Below are 16,714 nucleotides of genomic sequence, written 5' to 3'. Positions count from 1 at the left end.
CCTTAAGACAGCGCCCCCTAGGACAGCGACGCGAGGTAGGCCTGGAGCTCGGCGGCGTACTTCGCGGGGTCCTCGTTCCAGGTCGCGGTGTGGCCGGACGCGGACTCCACGAGCGTCGCGCCGTCGAGCATGTCGGCGAATTCGAGGGTGGCCGTGTGCTCCACGGTCTGGTCGGCGGTGTCGACGAACAGGAGCACCGGCATCCCGAAGTCGCCGGCGAAGTTCCGCTGGTCGAGGTCGTGCAGGCTGATGTCGGCACGGAATTCCACGACGCGCTTGGCGGCCCAGGTGATCGGGTCGATGACGTTCCGGTCGGCGGCCTGCATGTCGAGGGTCGAGTTCCAGTCGATGCACGGAGAGTCGAGGACCAGGCCCTTGATGACGGACGGGTCCTCGATCTTGCGCGCGGCCGTGGCGACGGTGGACCCGCCCATGGAGACGCCGTGGAGGATGACGTCCTTCGCGCCGTTGGCGAGCGCGTAGTCGATCGCGGCGATGACGTCGTCGGCCTCGTACTCGCCGAGGCTCATGAGCCCGTTCTCGGCGGCGGGCGCTCCCTCGTCGTTGCGGTAGGTCACGTCGAGCACGGGGTAGCCGAGGCCGTGGTAGACCTCGGTCGAGCGGAGCATCTCCTCGCGGGTGGCGTTGCGGCCGTGGACGCCGATGACCCACGTGTCGCCGTCGGCCGGGACGAGCCACGCGGGAGCGTCGCCGAGGTCGGTGGGGATCTGCACCTCCTCGAACGCGAGCCCGAGCGCGGTCTGGGGGTCGCCGCGGTAGCCGTACATGTCCATGCGGACCTTCGTGCCCTCGGCGAGGTCGCCGAAGAGGACGCCCTGGAGGGTCCGGGTCACCGTGTCCTCGTCCTCGGCCACGACGTCGCCGACGACCGCGTGCCCGTCCTCCCAGGCCAGGCCCCACACGCCGCCCTTCTCGGAGTCCTCGTCGCGGGTGATCGTCACCGTCGCCCCGTCCACGGACTCCACGGTCAGCGAGTACTCCGAGGGCGAGTGGTCGGGCACGAGCACCTCGTTCGAGAAGTACCACCCGGCCCCGCCGAGCCCCGCGACGGCGAGCACGAGCACCACCCCCAAGGCGATGAACGTACCGCGCAGCCACTTGCGGCGCCTGCGGACCGGGGATTCGGGATTGTCGATGTCGATGGCGGTCACGTCGGGTCCTCGGGGGCTCGAAGGGCGGTGGTCGCTCGATCCTAATGCGCCCCGTAATATCCCAGGGGGATGGTCGGCCGCAGCCCAGCGGCGGTGGAACTCGGGCCAGGTGGTCGTGCCGCCGCGGACGCGCTGCTGGCGCTGGAGGGCCTTGCGCAGCCGGGTCTGCGCCTGCTGCTCCGCGCCCGAGGAGACCGCCAGGAGAAACTCCTTCTCCCTCGGGTGCAGTTTGACGCTCGTTTCGAGGGCCACGGCGAAGACCTCGGCGTCGAGCTGGGACAGTGCTTCGAGCGTGCGCCTCCACGACGGGAGGTCGAGCCGACGGAGCACAGCGCCGACGGCGCCCCTCCAGTGCTGGCCCAGGGTGTACCGGTGGCTCCTGGTCCGCCATGGGGCGGTCGCGACGTAGGCGGCACCGTCGAGGAGAAGGTCGCTGGCGCGGTCGAGGTCGACCGGCGCCAGCCGGGCGATGAGGAATCCGAGCGGGGCGATGCGGTGGACGTCGCCGGAGCTCCCGTGGGGGACGGTCATCGCAACGGCCGCGGTGACCGTCGCCGCCCGTTCCGCCGGGGATCGGATCGGACCGCTGTGGCAGTAAAGGTCGCGGAGCAGCTCCCTCGCACGGATCCTCGCCCCGGCGGTGACGGCGTCCGACTCGGCCAGCGAAGCGAGCAGGCTGCTCGCCTCGTCGAAATCGGACCCCTCCTGCCAACGCTCGGTGTAGTCGTCCAGCCCGGTCCGCAGGATGTCGAGGACCGGGTTGAGCGCTTCGGTCTCGTTGCGCAGGCCGGTGAGGATAAGCCCCGTCGGCACCAGCGGCTCTGCTTCGGGTGTGGAGAGCAGGCTGTAGCCGTACCGTCTGACCTTGGGGTCCTTCGCCTCCTGGACGACGGATGACGCGATCTCCACGACCTTTGGAACGTAGGTCCGGACCGCCGGCTCGCCCGCCGATGCGCGGAACAGTCCGAACGCGCCTTCGAGGAACTGGCAGTCGCCCTCGACCAGTGCGTCCTGGATCAGGTGGTCGAGCGCCTCGGTCCTGGTCGCCGACAGCAGTTTGAGGCGGTACACGATGATCTTGCGGATCTCCCTGGCCGGTTTGCCGGCTGCTGGGGCGGATCGGCCGCTCCACTCCGCGAGGACCGCGGCCGCCGTCGGGTGGCCGCCGATCGCCGCGGCTGGGAGCAGTGCAACGAGCCCGTCCTTGAGGCTCCACACGTTCACCCGGCGCTCATCGGAAAGCACCGAAGCGACCGCGTCCGGTTCAATCCGGGCGTGTTCGAGCGCATCCCGGTAGATCGCCGGGCGGGTCCGGGCGCCGTTGCGGCCGAAGGGCTTGCCGGGCAGGCTCCGCAGGGCGGTCAAGCACTGCTCTAGTACCCACGCCGCGGCCTCGTCCCCGCGGGTTCCAGGATCGAGTGCGGCCTCGATGAGGTACCGCAGCAGGTTGTCGGCGACATCGGACTGGAGCCGCGGTCTGCCGCTTCCGAGCAGTTGCGACACCACTCGGGCGGTGACGCCGACACCCCGCCCGACAAGCCGCGCCGCGAGCGCGCGCAGCATGACGCGCCGGTCGAGCGTGTAGCCCTCGTCGGGGAACGCGGCGATCTCGGCAGCGATGGCCTCGCAGTCGCGGCCTTCGTCGTTCCACAGACTCCGGTGGAGGTCCGCGAGCGCCGCTTCGAGTTCATGGATGCCGATGACCTTGGTCGTGGGCATCGGCGGCGGACTGGAGATCAGCGCCTGCTTCGCAAGCCGAGAGGTGACGATCCGCGCAGCGGTCGCGAGCACGTCAGCGAGCGCCTCGCGGGAGGCGGTCCCCTGCGGGATCACGGCGGCCAGGCGCAGCAGTTCCGCTGTGGCCCAGTCCCGGTCCTGTCCGGCGAGCCCTTCGATGAGGTCGAGCAGGGGGCGGCGGTGCGCGCGGATCTTCTCCGGTCCGAGGTCGTGGTACCAGCGGAGCACGTCGCTGCGGCGGTCGGCCGGTCGCTTCAGGAACTCCACCATTTCGGCCGGATGGGCTGCGGAGAGCCGCCGGAACACGGGGAGCATCTCTATTCGGATGCGCTCACCGGCATTCTTCCAGATCGAGGTGAGCTCGCTGAGTACCAGACGGACATCGTGGTGGCGGACCGTCGTGACATTGCGCAGATAATGGCGTTCAAGTCCGGTGTCGTTGGCGCTGAGCAGCATCAGCGCAGTGGCGTTGGTCAGTGGACCCCGGTGTTTCGCCTGTGCGAGTGCCGCCACCGCGGTCTGCCTGGTGCCTTCCTCGGCGCTGGTGAGCATGTCGCTGAACGCCTCGTCGAACGCCTGCCCGGGGGTGCGCTCGCTGGAGGCGTACACGATCGTCTGCTGCGCGACGGCGGCGAGGAACAGGTCGTCGGCCAGGGCCGCAGAGTGGCGCAGCATCCCCGCGGCGGCGTCGTCGCCCATGCTCAGGCACGCTCTCGCCGCGGCGTACTCGAAGAACGTCTGGTGGAAGAACTCGTAGGTGGCGCCGTCGCTGAGCCGGTGGAGCACCGAACGGCGCACCAGGGTCTCCGCGGCGTCGGCGGCGCGCTCGCGCGCGGCGGCGTCGAGGTCGGCGGTCGCGGCGAGCGGCAGGCCCCTGCTGACCATGCTCACCGCGAACTCGGCGACGAGCAGCGACAAATCGGCCCCGCTCCCAGGCCCCACGCCTAGGCGGCGGTCGTCCTTGACCCTGGTGTCCCAGTACCGGTGGTACAGGTCGGTGATGTCCATCTCATCGTTGAAGTCGTCCGGGTCCATCGCCGTCTCGAACAGCATCCGGAGCGTCAGGGGCCGGCGGCACACGTCCGATATGGGCAGTCCCCGGGTCACCGCGGTCAGGACCCGGCCGTGGATCTCATGGGCCTCGTCGCTGTCGGCATCCAGAAACGACCTGCTGTACGCGTCGACCGCCTGTGGCAGCTCCTGCTCATCGAACATGTCGAGTTCGATCTCCGCCATGTCCACCTGCGCCCGGAACCTGTCGAATAGGACCGACTCCCTGACGCGGCAGGTGAGGATCAGCGCACCGAAATGGGCCTTCGCCCCCGCGATCAGGTTCGCGAGGAGTCCCGGCACCTCGCCCTGCTGGAGCAGGAGGTCAACGGTGTCGATCATGAGCACGCCGGGCAGGGCCGAGGGGTCGTCCAGCCCCTTCCAGATCGGGTCGGCGTCGACGTGTTCTCCGGAGGGGAGATCGGTGGCGCGGATCATCGCGAACCGCCGACCCGCGTCCTCCAGTCGCCGCGACAGGTTCCAGAGCATGCTCGTCTTTCCGGCGCCCGGCTCGCCGACGACCAGGGTGAGGCCGGGCCCGTTCAACCTCCCGAGGATCTTGTCCTCGGGTGCGGACCTGGTCACGTACAACTGGTCGAGCGTGATGTTCCTCGACTCGGCCACCGTGTTCGCCTCGTCCCGCGTAGCCCGGGTCGCCATGTCGAGCCAGTGCTCACTGGTGGACGGAACCGGCCCGGTTGGTGTGAACCCGGGCAGGGCGGCCTCGGGAGGCGGTTCCGTGCGGAGGAACTCCCTTGCTGCGAGCGACGCCGCGTAGAAGTACCAGCGGCGGGTCTCGATGGGCGATCCGGTCGCACCGACTTTCCGCAGTGCGGCTCCCACGAATGTGAGGTGGTGCTGGCGACGCCACTCGGCGACGGTGTCCCTTGCGACCGCCCAGCTCGCGGCCGCGGTGTCGATCGCCCTGACAGTGTCGGCCACGGTCCTGAACGCGTCGGGGACCGGTTCGGGGGTGCGGCCTCCAGTAGCGGCGATCTCGGCGAGCGCGGCCGCCAGCGCCGCGTCGCCGAGGGCCCACGGGTTGAAGGAGATGAACCGCTCGACCGCGGAGAGGACGAGTTTCACCGGGTCCCTGGAGATCGCGGCCTCGTCGGAGAAGCGCCCGAGGTCGATGAGGCGGTATGCTGTCGATCCCGCGGCAGAGTCCGGGGCGACGAGGATGTTGTCGGCGTGGAGGTCGCCATGCCCGTTCCCGTGGAGGATCAGCGTCGGTGCAGCCGTGATCGTGCCGCGCAGGAGCGCGAACGGGTTCGGCAGAGAGACCTGCATCCTGGCCGAACGCCATTCGGGGTGCGGGTTCTCGTATGAGAAGCCTTCAGCGGCCGCGTACTGCCGCAAACCGTCCACGAGCGGTTCGTAGGCGCACACGAAGTCATTGAGGAACGCAGCGGGGGGCCGCGGCTCGGACCAGGGGTCGCGGTCGTGCTTGTTCCAGTCGACGAGGACCGAGGCGAGGATGGCAGCGCATCTGATCCCGAAGTCGGGTGTGCTCGCGAAGTGCGAGAGCGGGACCATCGGTTCGACGAACCGCTGGAGATGCAGTCCCCATCTGGAGCCGGGGAGCAGGTCCGTCGCCTCCATCGGGACGAGGTGGTCGTTGACGAACGCGGCGGGCGACGCCATGGCGGCCGCGATGTTCCGGGTCTCCTCCGCCACGCGAGGCTGCGGGACGAGTTTGAGGACGCCGCCCCACATGGGCCGGTTCCGCGGGGAGACGATCACTTTCGCGATCCGCGCGCCGCTGGCACTACCTTCGGTGATCCATCTGGAATGGCCGATGTCGCAATGGCGGCTGTCGGCCCATTCGACGAGATCGTCGAACACCTGCCCGGGAAGGGCCTCGCGCCAGATCCGCTCGTCGCGGAGTCGTCCTCCGTACGAGGCGAATGCGCGATTCTCACCGCCGGATGCTCCGCCCCGGTCCGCGAATGAGTCTCCCATGAGAGCAATGTACCTGCGCTAGAATGAAAAGCTCTACCCCGATCCATCAACGTCGATTTCGATCGGGTCGACAGCGCACCGATCGGACGCCGAGGAGCCGGAGATGAACCCACCCGATTCACCGCCCCGACAAATGATCATGCCGGCCGAGACGCGGATGACGGTCGAGCAGGAACTGCAATTGGTCATGTGGCACCTCGATCGGTTCGACCGGCTCCGCGGGTCGACCGCCAGCCGCGCATCGGTGACCTTAAGCGCCGCAGCGATCCTGTCTGCGGGCAACGCGGTCGCGTTGTCGCAGCTTTTCAGCAGCTTCCGGTTCGCAGCGCCCTTTCCGCTGCTGGTGTTCCTGTCGGTCACCGGCGCCGCCAGCGCAGCGCTCGTCGTCATCGCGATGCTCCGGGCCACGAGTGTGCTCGTGACGCTCAAACCCAGTCGGGAATGGCTGCCGAAACACGACCATGTCCCTTCCGGAAGCCCGTTCAACGGACACGATGTCATCATCGAGCATCCGACGTTCGACTCGTTCCGACTCAAGGCATTCGGTCGCCCGATCGAGGCGACGATCCTCTCCGCGCAGGCCGAACTCTGGATCTGCATTCAGCAGCACCGGCACCGCTACGGCCGACTGCGAAACGCGGTGTTCCTATTGCGTCTGGCGGCCTTCGCTTTCATGATCGACTTGGTATCGCTCGTATTGGCAAACCTCGCTCTGTAACTCGAATTCACTCCAGTCCCGAATTGCCGACGGTTGACGGAGCGCCGTTCTATGCCTCCGCGGGGACGAGGCGGTGCTGTTCCACGACGCCGTAGACGACGAGGCCGGTGAGGGCGAGGGCGGTGACGACCGCCGCGCCCTGGATGGTGATGGCGGGGGCGAGGAGGGCGGCGCCGATCGCCACGGCGGAGGCGGTGAGTTTGGCGGCGACGTGGCCCGGGGCCATGCCGTGTTCGCTGACGGTCTCGATGAGGAGGGTGACGAGGAGGAGGATCGCGACGGCAACGGCGGGGATGAGGGCGACGGCGCGGTCGCCGAGGTGGACGTGGTGCGGGTCGGTGATGCGGGCGACCGCGAGGGCGATGCCCGCGCCGAGGGCGGCGACGGACGCGAAGACGAGGTAGTGGGCGTACGCCCACACGTAGACGGTGCGGGGGCCGCGGTCGAAGGCGTGGCCGCCGCTGAAGTCGAAGTAGATCCACCACAGGGCGAACACGATGACCAGGCCCGCGGCGGCGAGGGTGAGAAGCGGGGCGGTGTCGAAGTCGAGGCCCGAGTCCACGGCCCCGGAGACGGCGATCGTCGCGGCCGAGACGGCCTCGCCGAGGACGATGATCGTGAACAGGCCGTACCGTTCGCGGATGTGGCCCCAGTGCCCGCCCAGGCGCGGGTCCCAGCGGGCGATGACGGGCACGGCGAGGTCGAGGGCGAACCACACGATCCACGCCTCGACGCGCAGGTCCACGGGCACCAGGAGGAACGCGACCCAGCCGAGCTGCACGAAGGTCGTCCACGCCATCATCCTCAGCGCGAGCGGGCGCATGGCGGGGTCGCCGGTGCGGTAAACCCGGCCCCACTGCGCGACGTACGCCAGGCGCATCACCACGTAGGACACGACGAAGATGCGGAAGTCGAGGTGCGCGGCCTGCGGGACGCCCGCGGCGAGGCCGAGGGACCCGGCGATCATGACCATCATGAGGAGCCGGTAGGGCACGTCGTCGGTGTCGAAGAAGTTCGCGAACCACGTGAACGAGACCCAGATCCACCAGATCGCGGCGAACGCGAACGCGTACCCGAGGAGCCCGTCCCCGACGTGCCCCTCTGCTGCGGCGTGCTCGAACTGGAGCGCGGCCTGCGCGACGGCCACGACGAACGCGAGGTCGAAGAACAGCTCCAGCCACGTGGCCTGGCGGTGCCCCTCGGTGTGGTCGCGGGTCGCGATCGGCACTCTCCAGCGCTTGGCCTCCACCATGGCCCGTCCTCCCTGTCCGCACGCACGGTCAGCGCACAGTATCCCCCGCTCGGCCGACCGCCGCGACCCGGCCGGGGACGCCGGGCCCGGCGCCGCCCGCGGCTCGGATTCGGGGCGGCGCGGCGGGACCGCGGGGGCCCGAACGGTGGGACGATGGAGTCCCCCTCCCTTCGGCCCGAAGGACTCCCCATGCCCGACGTCGAGCGCATCGCCGACCGCCCGCACCTGCGCGACGCGGCGCGCACCGCCGCGGGCTCGCTCATCGCGGCCGGCGCGGTCGTCGCCGCCGAGGCGGGGACGAGCGTCGGGTGGCCCCTCGCAGTGGTGATCGCCGCGGCGGCGCTGGCCTGGCCCGGGGCGCGCTGGAAGCGCCTGGCGGCGAAGCCGGTGGTCGCCGAGTTCGACCGCGGCGGGGTGCGCCTGTACCCCGAGACCGCCGAGGGGAGGCACACCCGCAAGCTCGGGCCGTCGGTGGACCTGCCGTGGCAGGAGGTCCGCGGGGTCTACTTCTGGCGGCGGCGACGGGGCCCGGTCGCGGTCACGATGATCGGCGTCGAGCCGGTCCGGCGGGACCCCGGGCCCGACGCGCCGCCGGGCGGGGCCGACCGGCGGGGCGTCCCGGCGCACGTGTCGACCGCGCTCGCGCGCCGCTCCGTCCCCTTCAGCTCCCTGGGCCTGGGCGGCGCCGAGGCCGCCGCGAAGCGGTTCACCGTGCGCGCCAGGGTGGTCGACGCGAGGAGGGCCCCGGCGAAGCGGCGGCGGGTCTACTGAGGCTTCAGCTCCAGGACCCAGTCCTGGCCGTTGAGGTCGTGGCCGAAGCGGTGGAAGGGCTCCTCCTTGGCGAGGGCGAACCCCTCGGCCTGGTAGATGCGCCGCGCCGAGGCGAGCACGTCCACGGTCCACAGGACCACCCGCTCGTACCCGGCCCCGCGCGCGAAGCCGAGGCACTCCCCGACCAGGCGCGCGCCGAGGCCGAGGCCGCGGGCGGCGGGGTCGACGTAGAGGACGCGGAGGCGGGCCGTGCCCGGGGCGGCGTCGTCCACGAGCGCGACGCTCCCGGCGCGCTCGCCGTCGACGTCGGCGATCCAGGCCGCCTCGCGCTCGGGGTCGAGGTCGGCGAAGCCGGCCACGATCGCCGCGACCATCGCCTCGTACCCGGTGGACCAGCCGAGCGCCTCGGCGTAGTACTCGCCTTGGGACTTGACGATCCAGCCCAGGTCACCGGGGCGGTCTGCCCGCCGGAGTTCGGTGTGCGCCATGGGAAGCCCTCCATACTCGCGATCGACTGAAACAATCGTTTCAGTGGCTTTATGCTAGACCTGTGACCCAGGACCGCACCAGAGCCTCCGCCCGCCGGACCGAGCTGCTCGAAGCCGCGTACGCGTACGTGCTCGCGCACGGCCTCACCGACATGTCCCTGCGCCCGCTGGCCGCCGCGATCGGCTCCAGCCCCCGCGTGCTGCTGTTCCTGTTCGGCAGCAAGGACGGCCTCATCCGCGAGCTGCTGGCCCGCGCCCGCGCCGAGGAGCTGGCGCTGCTCGACCGGCTCGGGGAGCCCGCGGGCCTCGCGGGCGCGGCGGAGCGGTTGTGGGAGTGGGCCGCCGACCCGGGGCACCGGCCGCTGCTGCGGCTGTGGACCGAGGCGTACGCGCGCTCGCTCGTGGAGCCGGACGGGGCCTGGTCGGGCTTCGCGAAGGCCACCGTGGACGACTGGCTCAAGGTGCTCGCCGCGTGCGAGCCGGGCGCCGACCCGGCGCGGCTGACGCTCGTGCTCGCGGTGCTGCGCGGGGCGATCCTCGACCTCGTCGCGACCGGCGACGAGGAGCGGACCGGCAGGGCCGTCCGGCTCCACGTCGAGCGGCTGGCCCGGATGTGAGATACACGAGTATTCCTATCGTTTAAGTTGACATTCCCTGAGGGTGGCGATACCGTTCGGGACGTGCCATAGTGCACACCCCCACATACCATCCCGAAAGGCACCTGCAATGCCTCAGACCCAGGCGCCGACCCGCGGCGCTTCGACGAAGTCCTTCGCCGCGGTCGCGGCCGCCCTCACCCTGGCGGTCGCGGGCTGCGGCGGCGGCGACGAGGCGGGCGCGACCGGCGTCGGCTTCGAGGACTGCATCACCGAGCCCACCACCTGCAACTCCGGGGAGCGCGCCGACGGCGGCGACCTCGTGTGGGCCGTCGACGGCAAGTGGGAGGCGTGGGGCCAGGCCGACATCTACGGCTCCAGCCTCGCCACCTCGATCATCAACCAGCCCCTGCGGCCCACGGTGTTCTCGTTCGACCAGGACGGCGTGATCCACTACAACGACGGCATCTACGCCGAGGCCCCCGAGCTCCTCGCCGAAGCGCCCCTGACGGTGGCCTACCACCTCAAGCCCGAGGCGACCTGGGGCGACGGCGTCGCGATCGGCATCGACGACTTCCTGTGGCACTGGCGCGCCACCTCCGGCGACGAGGCGCAGTGCCAGGGCTGCACGCCCGCGAGCAGCTACGGCGCGAGCGTGGCGTCCATCGAGGAGGCCGAGGACAACACCGTGGTCGTCACCTACGTGGACGGCTACCTCGACTCCGAGTGGTACTCCGCGGGCGTCATCACCCACCCCGCCCACATCGCCGAGGCCCGCGGCCACGCCGAGTGGCGCACCGACCCGGCCGTCATGGCCGCCTCGGTCGCGGACTTCTCCGAGAACCCGCCCCTCGACTACAGCGCCGGGCCGTTCAAGATGACCGAGGGAGTGCTCGGCGAGTACGCGAAGTACGTGCCGAACCCGGAGTGGACCGGCTCGCAGCAGTCCACGCTCGACTCCCTGACGCTCAAGTACATCGGCAGCGCCGACGCCATGGCGACCGAGCTGCGCCAGGGCACCATCGACGGGGCCGCGCCCTCCAGCTTCGACCCCGAGGTCCTCGACCAGCTCGCCTCCGACGAGAACCTGAAGTACAGCGTCGCGCCGCAGTCGGGCTGGTCCCACATCGACGCGAACCTGAAGAACCCGTTCCTGTCCGACGAGGCGCTGCGCCAGGCCGTCTTCACCGCGATCGACGCCGACGACGTCAACCAGCGGGCCTACGGCGCCGCCTACCCCGACATCGAGACGATGCAGAACGTGCTCTTCCGGCCCGGCTCGGAGTACTGGACCGACCAGCTCGCCGACTCCGCGCTCGGCTCCGGCGACATCGAGGCGGCCCGCGCGATCCTGGAGGAGGCAGGGTACACCTGGGACGACGAGCAGCTGCTCACCCCCGCGGGCGAGCCCGTGACCCTGCGGTACCGCACCGGCATCGAGGGGAACGCGTTCACCCCGATCATCCAGGACCTCGTCATCACCTACCTGGCCGAGATCGGCATCGAGCTCCAGGTGGACCCGATTCCCAACGGCGAGCTCAGCTCCGTGCTCGACGAGGGCGACTGGGACCTCATCCAGTTCTCGTGGATCGAGACCCCGCTGTTCGCGGCCTCCGCCGCCGACTACTGGGGCGAGGGCAACCACACCGGGTTCCAGGACGACGAGGTCGACGCCATCGTGGACGAGCTGGCGACCACCCTGGACCGCGACCGCGCCGCCGAGCTGAACAACCAGGCCGCGCAGATCTCCCTGGACGAGGCCGTGCAGCTCCCGCTCGCGTGGACCCCGGCGCTCGTCATGGTGGACAAGGACGTCGTGAACGTCCGCGACAACTGGGCGACGACGATGCGCGTCTTCTCCAACGTCGGCGAGTGGGGCTTCCTCGACGAGGACGCCTAGCGCCCCGCCCCCGGCGGGACCGGTTCGGTCCCGCCGGGGGCGTTCGCTCGCATAGGCTCTCGGGGTGAGCGATGCGACCGCAGTGAAGTCGGAGAGCGTCCTGACCGTGCTCGTGGCGGGCCTGATGAACCTCGCCATCGCGGTCGCGAAGCTCGTCGCCGGCATCCTCTCCGGATCGGCGGCCATGGTCTCGGAGGCCGCGCACTCCGCGGCCGACACCGTCACCGAGATCATGCTCTACATCGCGCTCCGCAACAGCGCCAAGCGCCCCGACGAGGCGCACCCCTTCGGGTACGGCTCGACCGCGTACATGTGGGCGGCGCTGGCGGCGGCGTTCACGTTCGTCGCGGGCGGCCTGTTCTCGATCACCCACGGCTTCCACTCGATGGACGCGGGCGGCGAAGCGGACTTCCTGGTGTCCTACGTGGTCCTGGCGATCTCGTTCGTCCTGGAGGCCGTCTCGTTCGGGCGCACCATCGTCCAGCTCCGCAGCGAGTCCCGCGAATGGGACGTGCGCCCGCGCCGCTTCCTGAAGTACACCCCCGACACGTCCCTGAAGGCGGTGTTCCTGGAGGACGCCGCGGCCCTCATCGGCCTGCTCCTCGCGGCGGGCGGCCTGGCCCTCACGGAGGCCACCGGCGACCCGCGCTACGACGGCACCGCGTCGGTCCTCATCGGATGCCTGCTCCTGGTGGTCGCGGTGCTCCTGGGCCACGCGAACCTCTCGCTCCTCATCGGCCGCAGCCTCCCACCGAAGTTCCGCGCCGCGGTCCTCGCGGAGCTGGAGTCCGGCGACGAGATCACCGCCGTCCAGGAACTCCTCACCCTCCAGCTCGGCCCCACCTCGGTCCTCGTCGCGGCCCGCATCGACTACCGCGACAGCGCCGACGGCGCCCGCATCGAAGCCGCCAGCCGCGCCCTCGAAGCCCGCCTCCGCGCCAGGTACCCGATGGTCACCTACGTCTTCCTCAGCCCCTGGGGCGACGCCCCTCTGGACCGGTAGCGGGCGCGCCGGTCTCCCGGTGCGCCCGCGTCGCGGTGCTAGCCCTGGAGGTCGGCGAGGGCCTTCTGCCACCGGGACTGGTCGCGGGCCTCGCCGGGGAGGTTCATCTCGGCGAAGCGGACGACGCCGTCCTTGTCGATGACGAAGGTGCCGCGGTTGGCCATGCCCTTCTCGTCGTTGAAGACGCCGTAGGCCTGGGCGACGGCGCCGTGGGGCCAGAAGTCGCTCAGGAGCGGGAACTCGAAGCCCTCGCGCTGGGCCCAGACCTTGTGGGCGAACGGGGAGTCGACGGAGACGGAGAGGACCTGGACGTCGTCGGTCTGGTAGGCGCCGAGGTTGTCGCGGATGCCGCAGAGCTCGCCCTCGCACACGCCGGTGAACGCGAACGGGTAGAAGACGAGGAGGACGTGCTTCTCACCGCGGAAGTCCGCGAGCGAGACCTCCTGGTTGTTCTGGTCCTTCAGGGTGAAGGCGGGGGCCGCGGTTCCGGGTTCGATGGGCATGCGCGCTCCTTGCGACGGGCCCTCGCGGAGGAGGGCCTGCGGGTGTTGACGCGCTGAACGTTAGCGGCGGGCGACGACCATCCGCGACGCGACCCAGTCGGGGGAGGCGTTCAGGGTCTTCGTGGACTTCAGGCCCGCGAGCGCCGCGGACTCCTCGACGTCGGCGGGGTCGATGTGGCCGGGCCGCCCGGCCTTGGGGGTCAGGAGCCACACCACGCCGTCGTCGGCGAGGGGGTCGCGGGCGTCGAGGAGGAGGTCCACGAGGTCGCCGTCCTCGACGCGGCACCACAGCAGGACCGCGCCGACGATCTCGTCGGAGTCCTCGTCGAGGAGCTCCCCGACCGCCTCGATCACCGCCGTGCGCAGTGCGGCGTCCACGTCGGTGTCGAAGCCGATCTCCATGACCGCCTCGACGCCGTCGAGCCCGAGTCGCTGCACCACGCTCGACACGTCCACCGGGCTGCTCGAAGCGTTCACCTTGTCCCCTCCAGAGGTCGGTTGCCAGAGCGCTCGCTCTGTGAACCACAGCATATGGAGTAGAGCATATTCGGTGGGGCATATGGCGGAGTCGCGCGCCCGTTCGCGAGCCTTCCTCGGCAAACGATGGCAGGCCCCGGGCCTGCGGGTGCGCAGAGTGTGGGCACCGTCGCATCAACCCGGGTGGGCGGCCGAGCGTCGCGGTAGATTCGGGGGAAGATGGTAGCGAACGACGACACTCTGCTGCCTGAAGAAACCCTGCAAAGCCGCAGTCTTAGAACGAGGGATCGCCCGTGACCACGGAACAGAACCGGCCGCCCATCAGTGACGGATTGCCGACCCAAGTACCGGACACTGACCCCGGGGAGACCAGCGAGTGGCTGGACTCCCTCGACGGCCTCCTCGACGCCGGCGGGCGCACCCGTGCCCGCTACGTCATGCAGCGGCTGCTCGAACACGCCCGCAAGCGCCAGATCGGCGTCCCGGCGTCCACGAGCACCGACTATGTGAACACCATCCCCGTCGAGGCCGAGCCGCACTACCCCGGCGACGAGGCCGTCGAGCACCGCATCCGCGCGTTCGTGCGCTGGAACGCGGCGATGACGGTCCACCGCGCGCAGCGTCCCGGCATCGGCGTCGGCGGCCACATCTCGACGTACGCCTCCGCCGCGAACCTCTACGAGGTGGGCTACAACCACTTCTTCCGCGGCCGCGGGCACGCGGGCGGCGGCGACCAGATCTTCTTCCAGGGCCACGCCTCCCCCGGCATGTACGCCCGGTCCTTCGTGGAGGGACGCCTGACCGAGGACGACCTCGACGGCTTCCGCCAGGAGGTGTCGCGCCCGCAGGGCGGCCTGCCCTCCTACCCCCACCCCCGCCTCATGCCGGACTACTGGCAGTTCCCCACCGTGTCGATGGGCCTGGGCCCGATCAACGCGATCTACCAGGCGCTGTTCAACCGGTACATGGACGACCGGGGCCTGAAGGACACCAAGCAGCAGCAGGTGTGGGCGTTCCTCGGCGACGGCGAGATGGACGAGGTCGAGTCCCGCGGCGCGCTCCAGTTCGCGGCGGGCGCCGAGCTCGACAACCTCACGTTCGTCGTCAACTGCAACCTCCAGCGCCTCGACGGGCCGGTGCGCGGCAACGGCAAGATCGTGCAGGAGCTGGAGTCGTACTTCCGCGGCGCCGGATGGAACGTCATCAAGGTGATGTGGGGCCGCGAGTGGGACCCGCTCCTGGCCGCCGACCACGACGGCGCGCTGGTGAACCTCATGAACACCACGCCCGACGGCGACTTCCAGACGTTCAAGGCCGAGTCCGGCGCGTTCATCCGCGAGCACTTCTTCGGGCGCGACACGCGCACGAAGGCGATGGCGCTGCCGATGACCGACGACGAGATCTGGGACCTGCGCCGCGGCGGCCACGACGACCGCAAGATCTTCGCGGCGTACAAGGCCGCGATGGAGCACGAGGGCCAGCCCACCGTGATCCTCGCGCACACCGTCAAGGGCTACAAGCTCGGCTCGACCTTCGAGGGCCGCAACGCGACCCACCAGATGAAGAAGCTCTCGCTCGACGACCTCAAGGGCTTCCGCGACGCCCTCGACATGCCGGTCACCGACGAGCAGCTCGAAGCGAGCCCGTACCTGCCGCCGTACATCAAGCCGGAGGCGGGCTCGGCCGAGCACGAGTACCTCCAGGAGCGCCGCGCGGCGCTCGGCGGGTCGATCCCCTCGCGCCGCAACACCGTGATCCCGCTGTCGCTGCCGGGCGAGGACGCGTACAAGTCCGCCAGGCGCGGCTCGGGCAAGCAGAAGGCCGCCACGACGATGGCGCTCGTCCGCCTGCTCAAGGACCTCATGCGGGACAAGGAGATCGGCCAGCGCTGGGTCCCGATCATCCCGGACGAGGCGCGCACGTTCGGCATGGACGCGATGTTCCCGACGGCGAAGATCTACTCCCCGCACGGGCAGCAGTACCTGTCGGTGGACCGGGACCTGTTCCTCTCCTACAAGGAGTCCGAGCAGGGCCAGCTCATGCACGTGGGCATCAACGAGGCGGGGTCGGTCGCGGCGTTCACCGCGGCGGGCACGTCCGGGGACACGCTCGGCGTGCCGATGATCCCGTTCTACATCTTCTACTCGATGTTCGGGTTCCAGCGGACCGCGGACGCGATCTGGGCCGCCACGGACCAGCTCGCGAACGGGTTCCTCATCGGGGCCACGGCCGGGCGGACCACGCTCAACGGCGAGGGCCTCCAGCACGAGGACGGGCACTCGCTGCTCATCGCGCACACGAACCCCGCGGTCGTCTCGTACGACCCGGCGTACGGGTACGAGATCGGGCACATCATGCAGGACGGCCTGAAGCGCATGTACGCCGACGGCGAGCACGTCTTCTACTACCTGACGGTGTACAACGAGCCGATCGTGCAGCCCGCCGAGCCCGAGGGCGTCGATGTGGAGGGCATCCTCCGCGGCATCCACCGGGTGTCGTCCTCGGACGCGTCCGGGCCGCGAGTACAGCTCTTGACCTCCGGTTCGGCGATGTCGTGGGCTCGCAAGGCCGCCGACCTGCTCGCCGAGGACTGGGGCGTGGCCGCCGACGTGTGGTCGGTGACCTCGTGGTCGGAGCTCAACCGCGACGCGATCGAGGCCGAGCGGCACAACCTGCGCCACCCGGAGGCCGAGAAGCAGGTCCCGTACGTGACCGAGAAGCTCTCGGGCGCCGAGGGCCCGTTCGTGGCCGTCAGCGACTACCAGCGGTCCGTGCCGGACCTCATCAGCCGCTGGGTGCCGGGCGACTACACCTCGCTGGGCACGGACGGCTTCGGCCACTCCGACACCCGCGGGGCGCTGCGCCGCCACTTCAACGTGGACGGCGAGTCCGTCGCGGTGGCCGCGCTCCAGCAGCTCGCCGCCCGCGGCGAGGTCAAGCCGGAGCTGGCCGCGCAGGCGGCGGCGAAGTACCAGATCACCGACCCGACGGCCGCCGAGGCCGGCGAGGCGGGCGGCGACTCCTAAGCCGCGGTGACATCCGCAGGGCCGCAGGCGATCCGCCTGCGGCCCTACGCTGTGCTCCC

General features: G+C 70.4%; 11 protein-coding genes. 6 read left to right on the top strand and 5 right to left on the bottom strand.

Annotation, left to right across the window (positions count from 1 at the left end):
- Positions 1–17: 17 nt before the first annotated feature.
- A complete protein-coding gene (locus ACFFXY_RS07725) occupies positions 18–5,702 on the bottom strand; it encodes an alpha/beta fold hydrolase (protein ID WP_382347973.1) in 5,685 nt (1,894 codons plus the stop codon).
- Between the two features lie 322 nt (positions 5,703–6,024).
- Between ACFFXY_RS07725 and ACFFXY_RS07720 the strand changes: the two genes are divergently transcribed.
- Positions 6,025–6,639, top strand: coding sequence for a hypothetical protein (locus ACFFXY_RS07720; protein WP_382347970.1), 615 nt, complete (start codon positions 6,025–6,027; stop codon positions 6,637–6,639).
- Positions 6,640–6,688: 49 nt separating this feature from the next.
- Here the strand turns inward: ACFFXY_RS07720 and ACFFXY_RS07715 are convergent, their stop codons facing one another.
- Complete coding sequence (locus ACFFXY_RS07715) at positions 6,689–7,891, bottom strand: low temperature requirement protein A (RefSeq protein WP_382347967.1); 1,203 nt, start codon at positions 7,889–7,891, stop codon at positions 6,689–6,691.
- Positions 7,892–8,080: 189 nt separating this feature from the next.
- On the opposite strand from ACFFXY_RS07715, the gene ACFFXY_RS07710 reads away from it, so the two are divergent.
- Entirely contained in the window at positions 8,081–8,662 is a 582-nt protein-coding gene (locus ACFFXY_RS07710) for a hypothetical protein (RefSeq protein ID WP_382347964.1), read from the top strand.
- On the opposite strand, the gene ACFFXY_RS07705 is transcribed toward ACFFXY_RS07710, so the two are convergent.
- Positions 8,656–9,150: a GNAT family N-acetyltransferase gene (locus tag ACFFXY_RS07705; RefSeq protein ID WP_382347961.1), complete on the bottom strand. Its 495-nt coding sequence runs from the start codon at positions 9,148–9,150 to the stop codon at positions 8,656–8,658. The two genes, ACFFXY_RS07710 and ACFFXY_RS07705, sit on opposite strands and share 7 nt — an antisense overlap.
- A gap of 62 nt (positions 9,151–9,212) precedes the next feature.
- Here ACFFXY_RS07705 and ACFFXY_RS07700 point away from each other — a divergent pair, with 62 nt between their 5' ends.
- From ACFFXY_RS07700 to ACFFXY_RS07690, 3 genes are all read left to right on the top strand, one after another.
- Positions 9,213–9,767, top strand: a complete 555-nt coding sequence (locus ACFFXY_RS07700) for a TetR/AcrR family transcriptional regulator (RefSeq protein ID WP_382347958.1) — start codon at positions 9,213–9,215, stop codon at positions 9,765–9,767.
- A gap of 109 nt (positions 9,768–9,876) precedes the next feature.
- Positions 9,877–11,646 carry an ABC transporter family substrate-binding protein gene (locus tag ACFFXY_RS07695; protein ID WP_382347956.1) on the top strand — a complete coding sequence of 590 codons (1,770 nt, stop codon included), beginning with the start codon at positions 9,877–9,879 and terminating at the stop codon, positions 11,644–11,646.
- 64 nt (positions 11,647–11,710) lie between these two features.
- On the top strand, positions 11,711–12,649 hold the full coding sequence (locus ACFFXY_RS07690) for a cation diffusion facilitator family transporter (RefSeq protein WP_382347953.1): 939 nt from the start codon (positions 11,711–11,713) through the stop codon (positions 12,647–12,649).
- Positions 12,650–12,687: 38 nt separating this feature from the next.
- On the opposite strand, the gene ACFFXY_RS07685 is transcribed toward ACFFXY_RS07690, so the two are convergent.
- Both ACFFXY_RS07685 and ACFFXY_RS07680 read right to left on the bottom strand, forming a co-directional pair.
- Complete coding sequence (locus ACFFXY_RS07685; protein ID WP_382347950.1) at positions 12,688–13,152, bottom strand: peroxiredoxin; 465 nt, start codon at positions 13,150–13,152, stop codon at positions 12,688–12,690.
- 60 nt (positions 13,153–13,212) lie between these two features.
- Positions 13,213–13,629, bottom strand: a complete 417-nt coding sequence (locus ACFFXY_RS07680; protein ID WP_382347947.1) for a DUF3052 family protein — start codon at positions 13,627–13,629, stop codon at positions 13,213–13,215.
- Positions 13,630–13,922: 293 nt separating this feature from the next.
- Between ACFFXY_RS07680 and aceE the strand changes: the two genes are divergently transcribed.
- The gene (gene aceE / locus ACFFXY_RS07675; RefSeq protein ID WP_382347944.1) at positions 13,923–16,655 is read left to right on the top strand and encodes a pyruvate dehydrogenase (acetyl-transferring), homodimeric type; all 2,733 of its coding nucleotides are present in this window, start codon (positions 13,923–13,925) and stop codon (positions 16,653–16,655) included.
- Positions 16,656–16,714: the final 59 nt, after the last annotated feature.

The organism is Glycomyces mayteni, from assembly GCF_042428885.1.
In the GTDB taxonomy this organism is placed as follows: domain Bacteria; phylum Actinomycetota; class Actinomycetes; order Mycobacteriales; family Micromonosporaceae; genus Glycomyces; species Glycomyces mayteni.
The sequence above is the reverse complement of the archived record's forward strand: the minus strand, read 5'-3'. Positions and strand labels throughout refer to the sequence as shown.

Coding starts and splice junctions, on each gene's coding strand:
- ACFFXY_RS07720 (WP_382347970.1), top strand. CDS start 6,025: ATGAACCCACCCGATTCACCGCCCCGACAAATGATCATGCCGGCCGAG.
- ACFFXY_RS07715 (WP_382347967.1), bottom strand. CDS start 7,891: ATGGTGGAGGCCAAGCGCTGGAGAGTGCCGATCGCGACCCGCGACCAC.
- ACFFXY_RS07710 (WP_382347964.1), top strand. CDS start 8,081: ATGCCCGACGTCGAGCGCATCGCCGACCGCCCGCACCTGCGCGACGCG.
- ACFFXY_RS07705 (WP_382347961.1), bottom strand. CDS start 9,150: ATGGCGCACACCGAACTCCGGCGGGCAGACCGCCCCGGTGACCTGGGC.
- ACFFXY_RS07695 (WP_382347956.1), top strand. CDS start 9,877: ATGCCTCAGACCCAGGCGCCGACCCGCGGCGCTTCGACGAAGTCCTTC.
- ACFFXY_RS07685 (WP_382347950.1), bottom strand. CDS start 13,152: ATGCCCATCGAACCCGGAACCGCGGCCCCCGCCTTCACCCTGAAGGAC.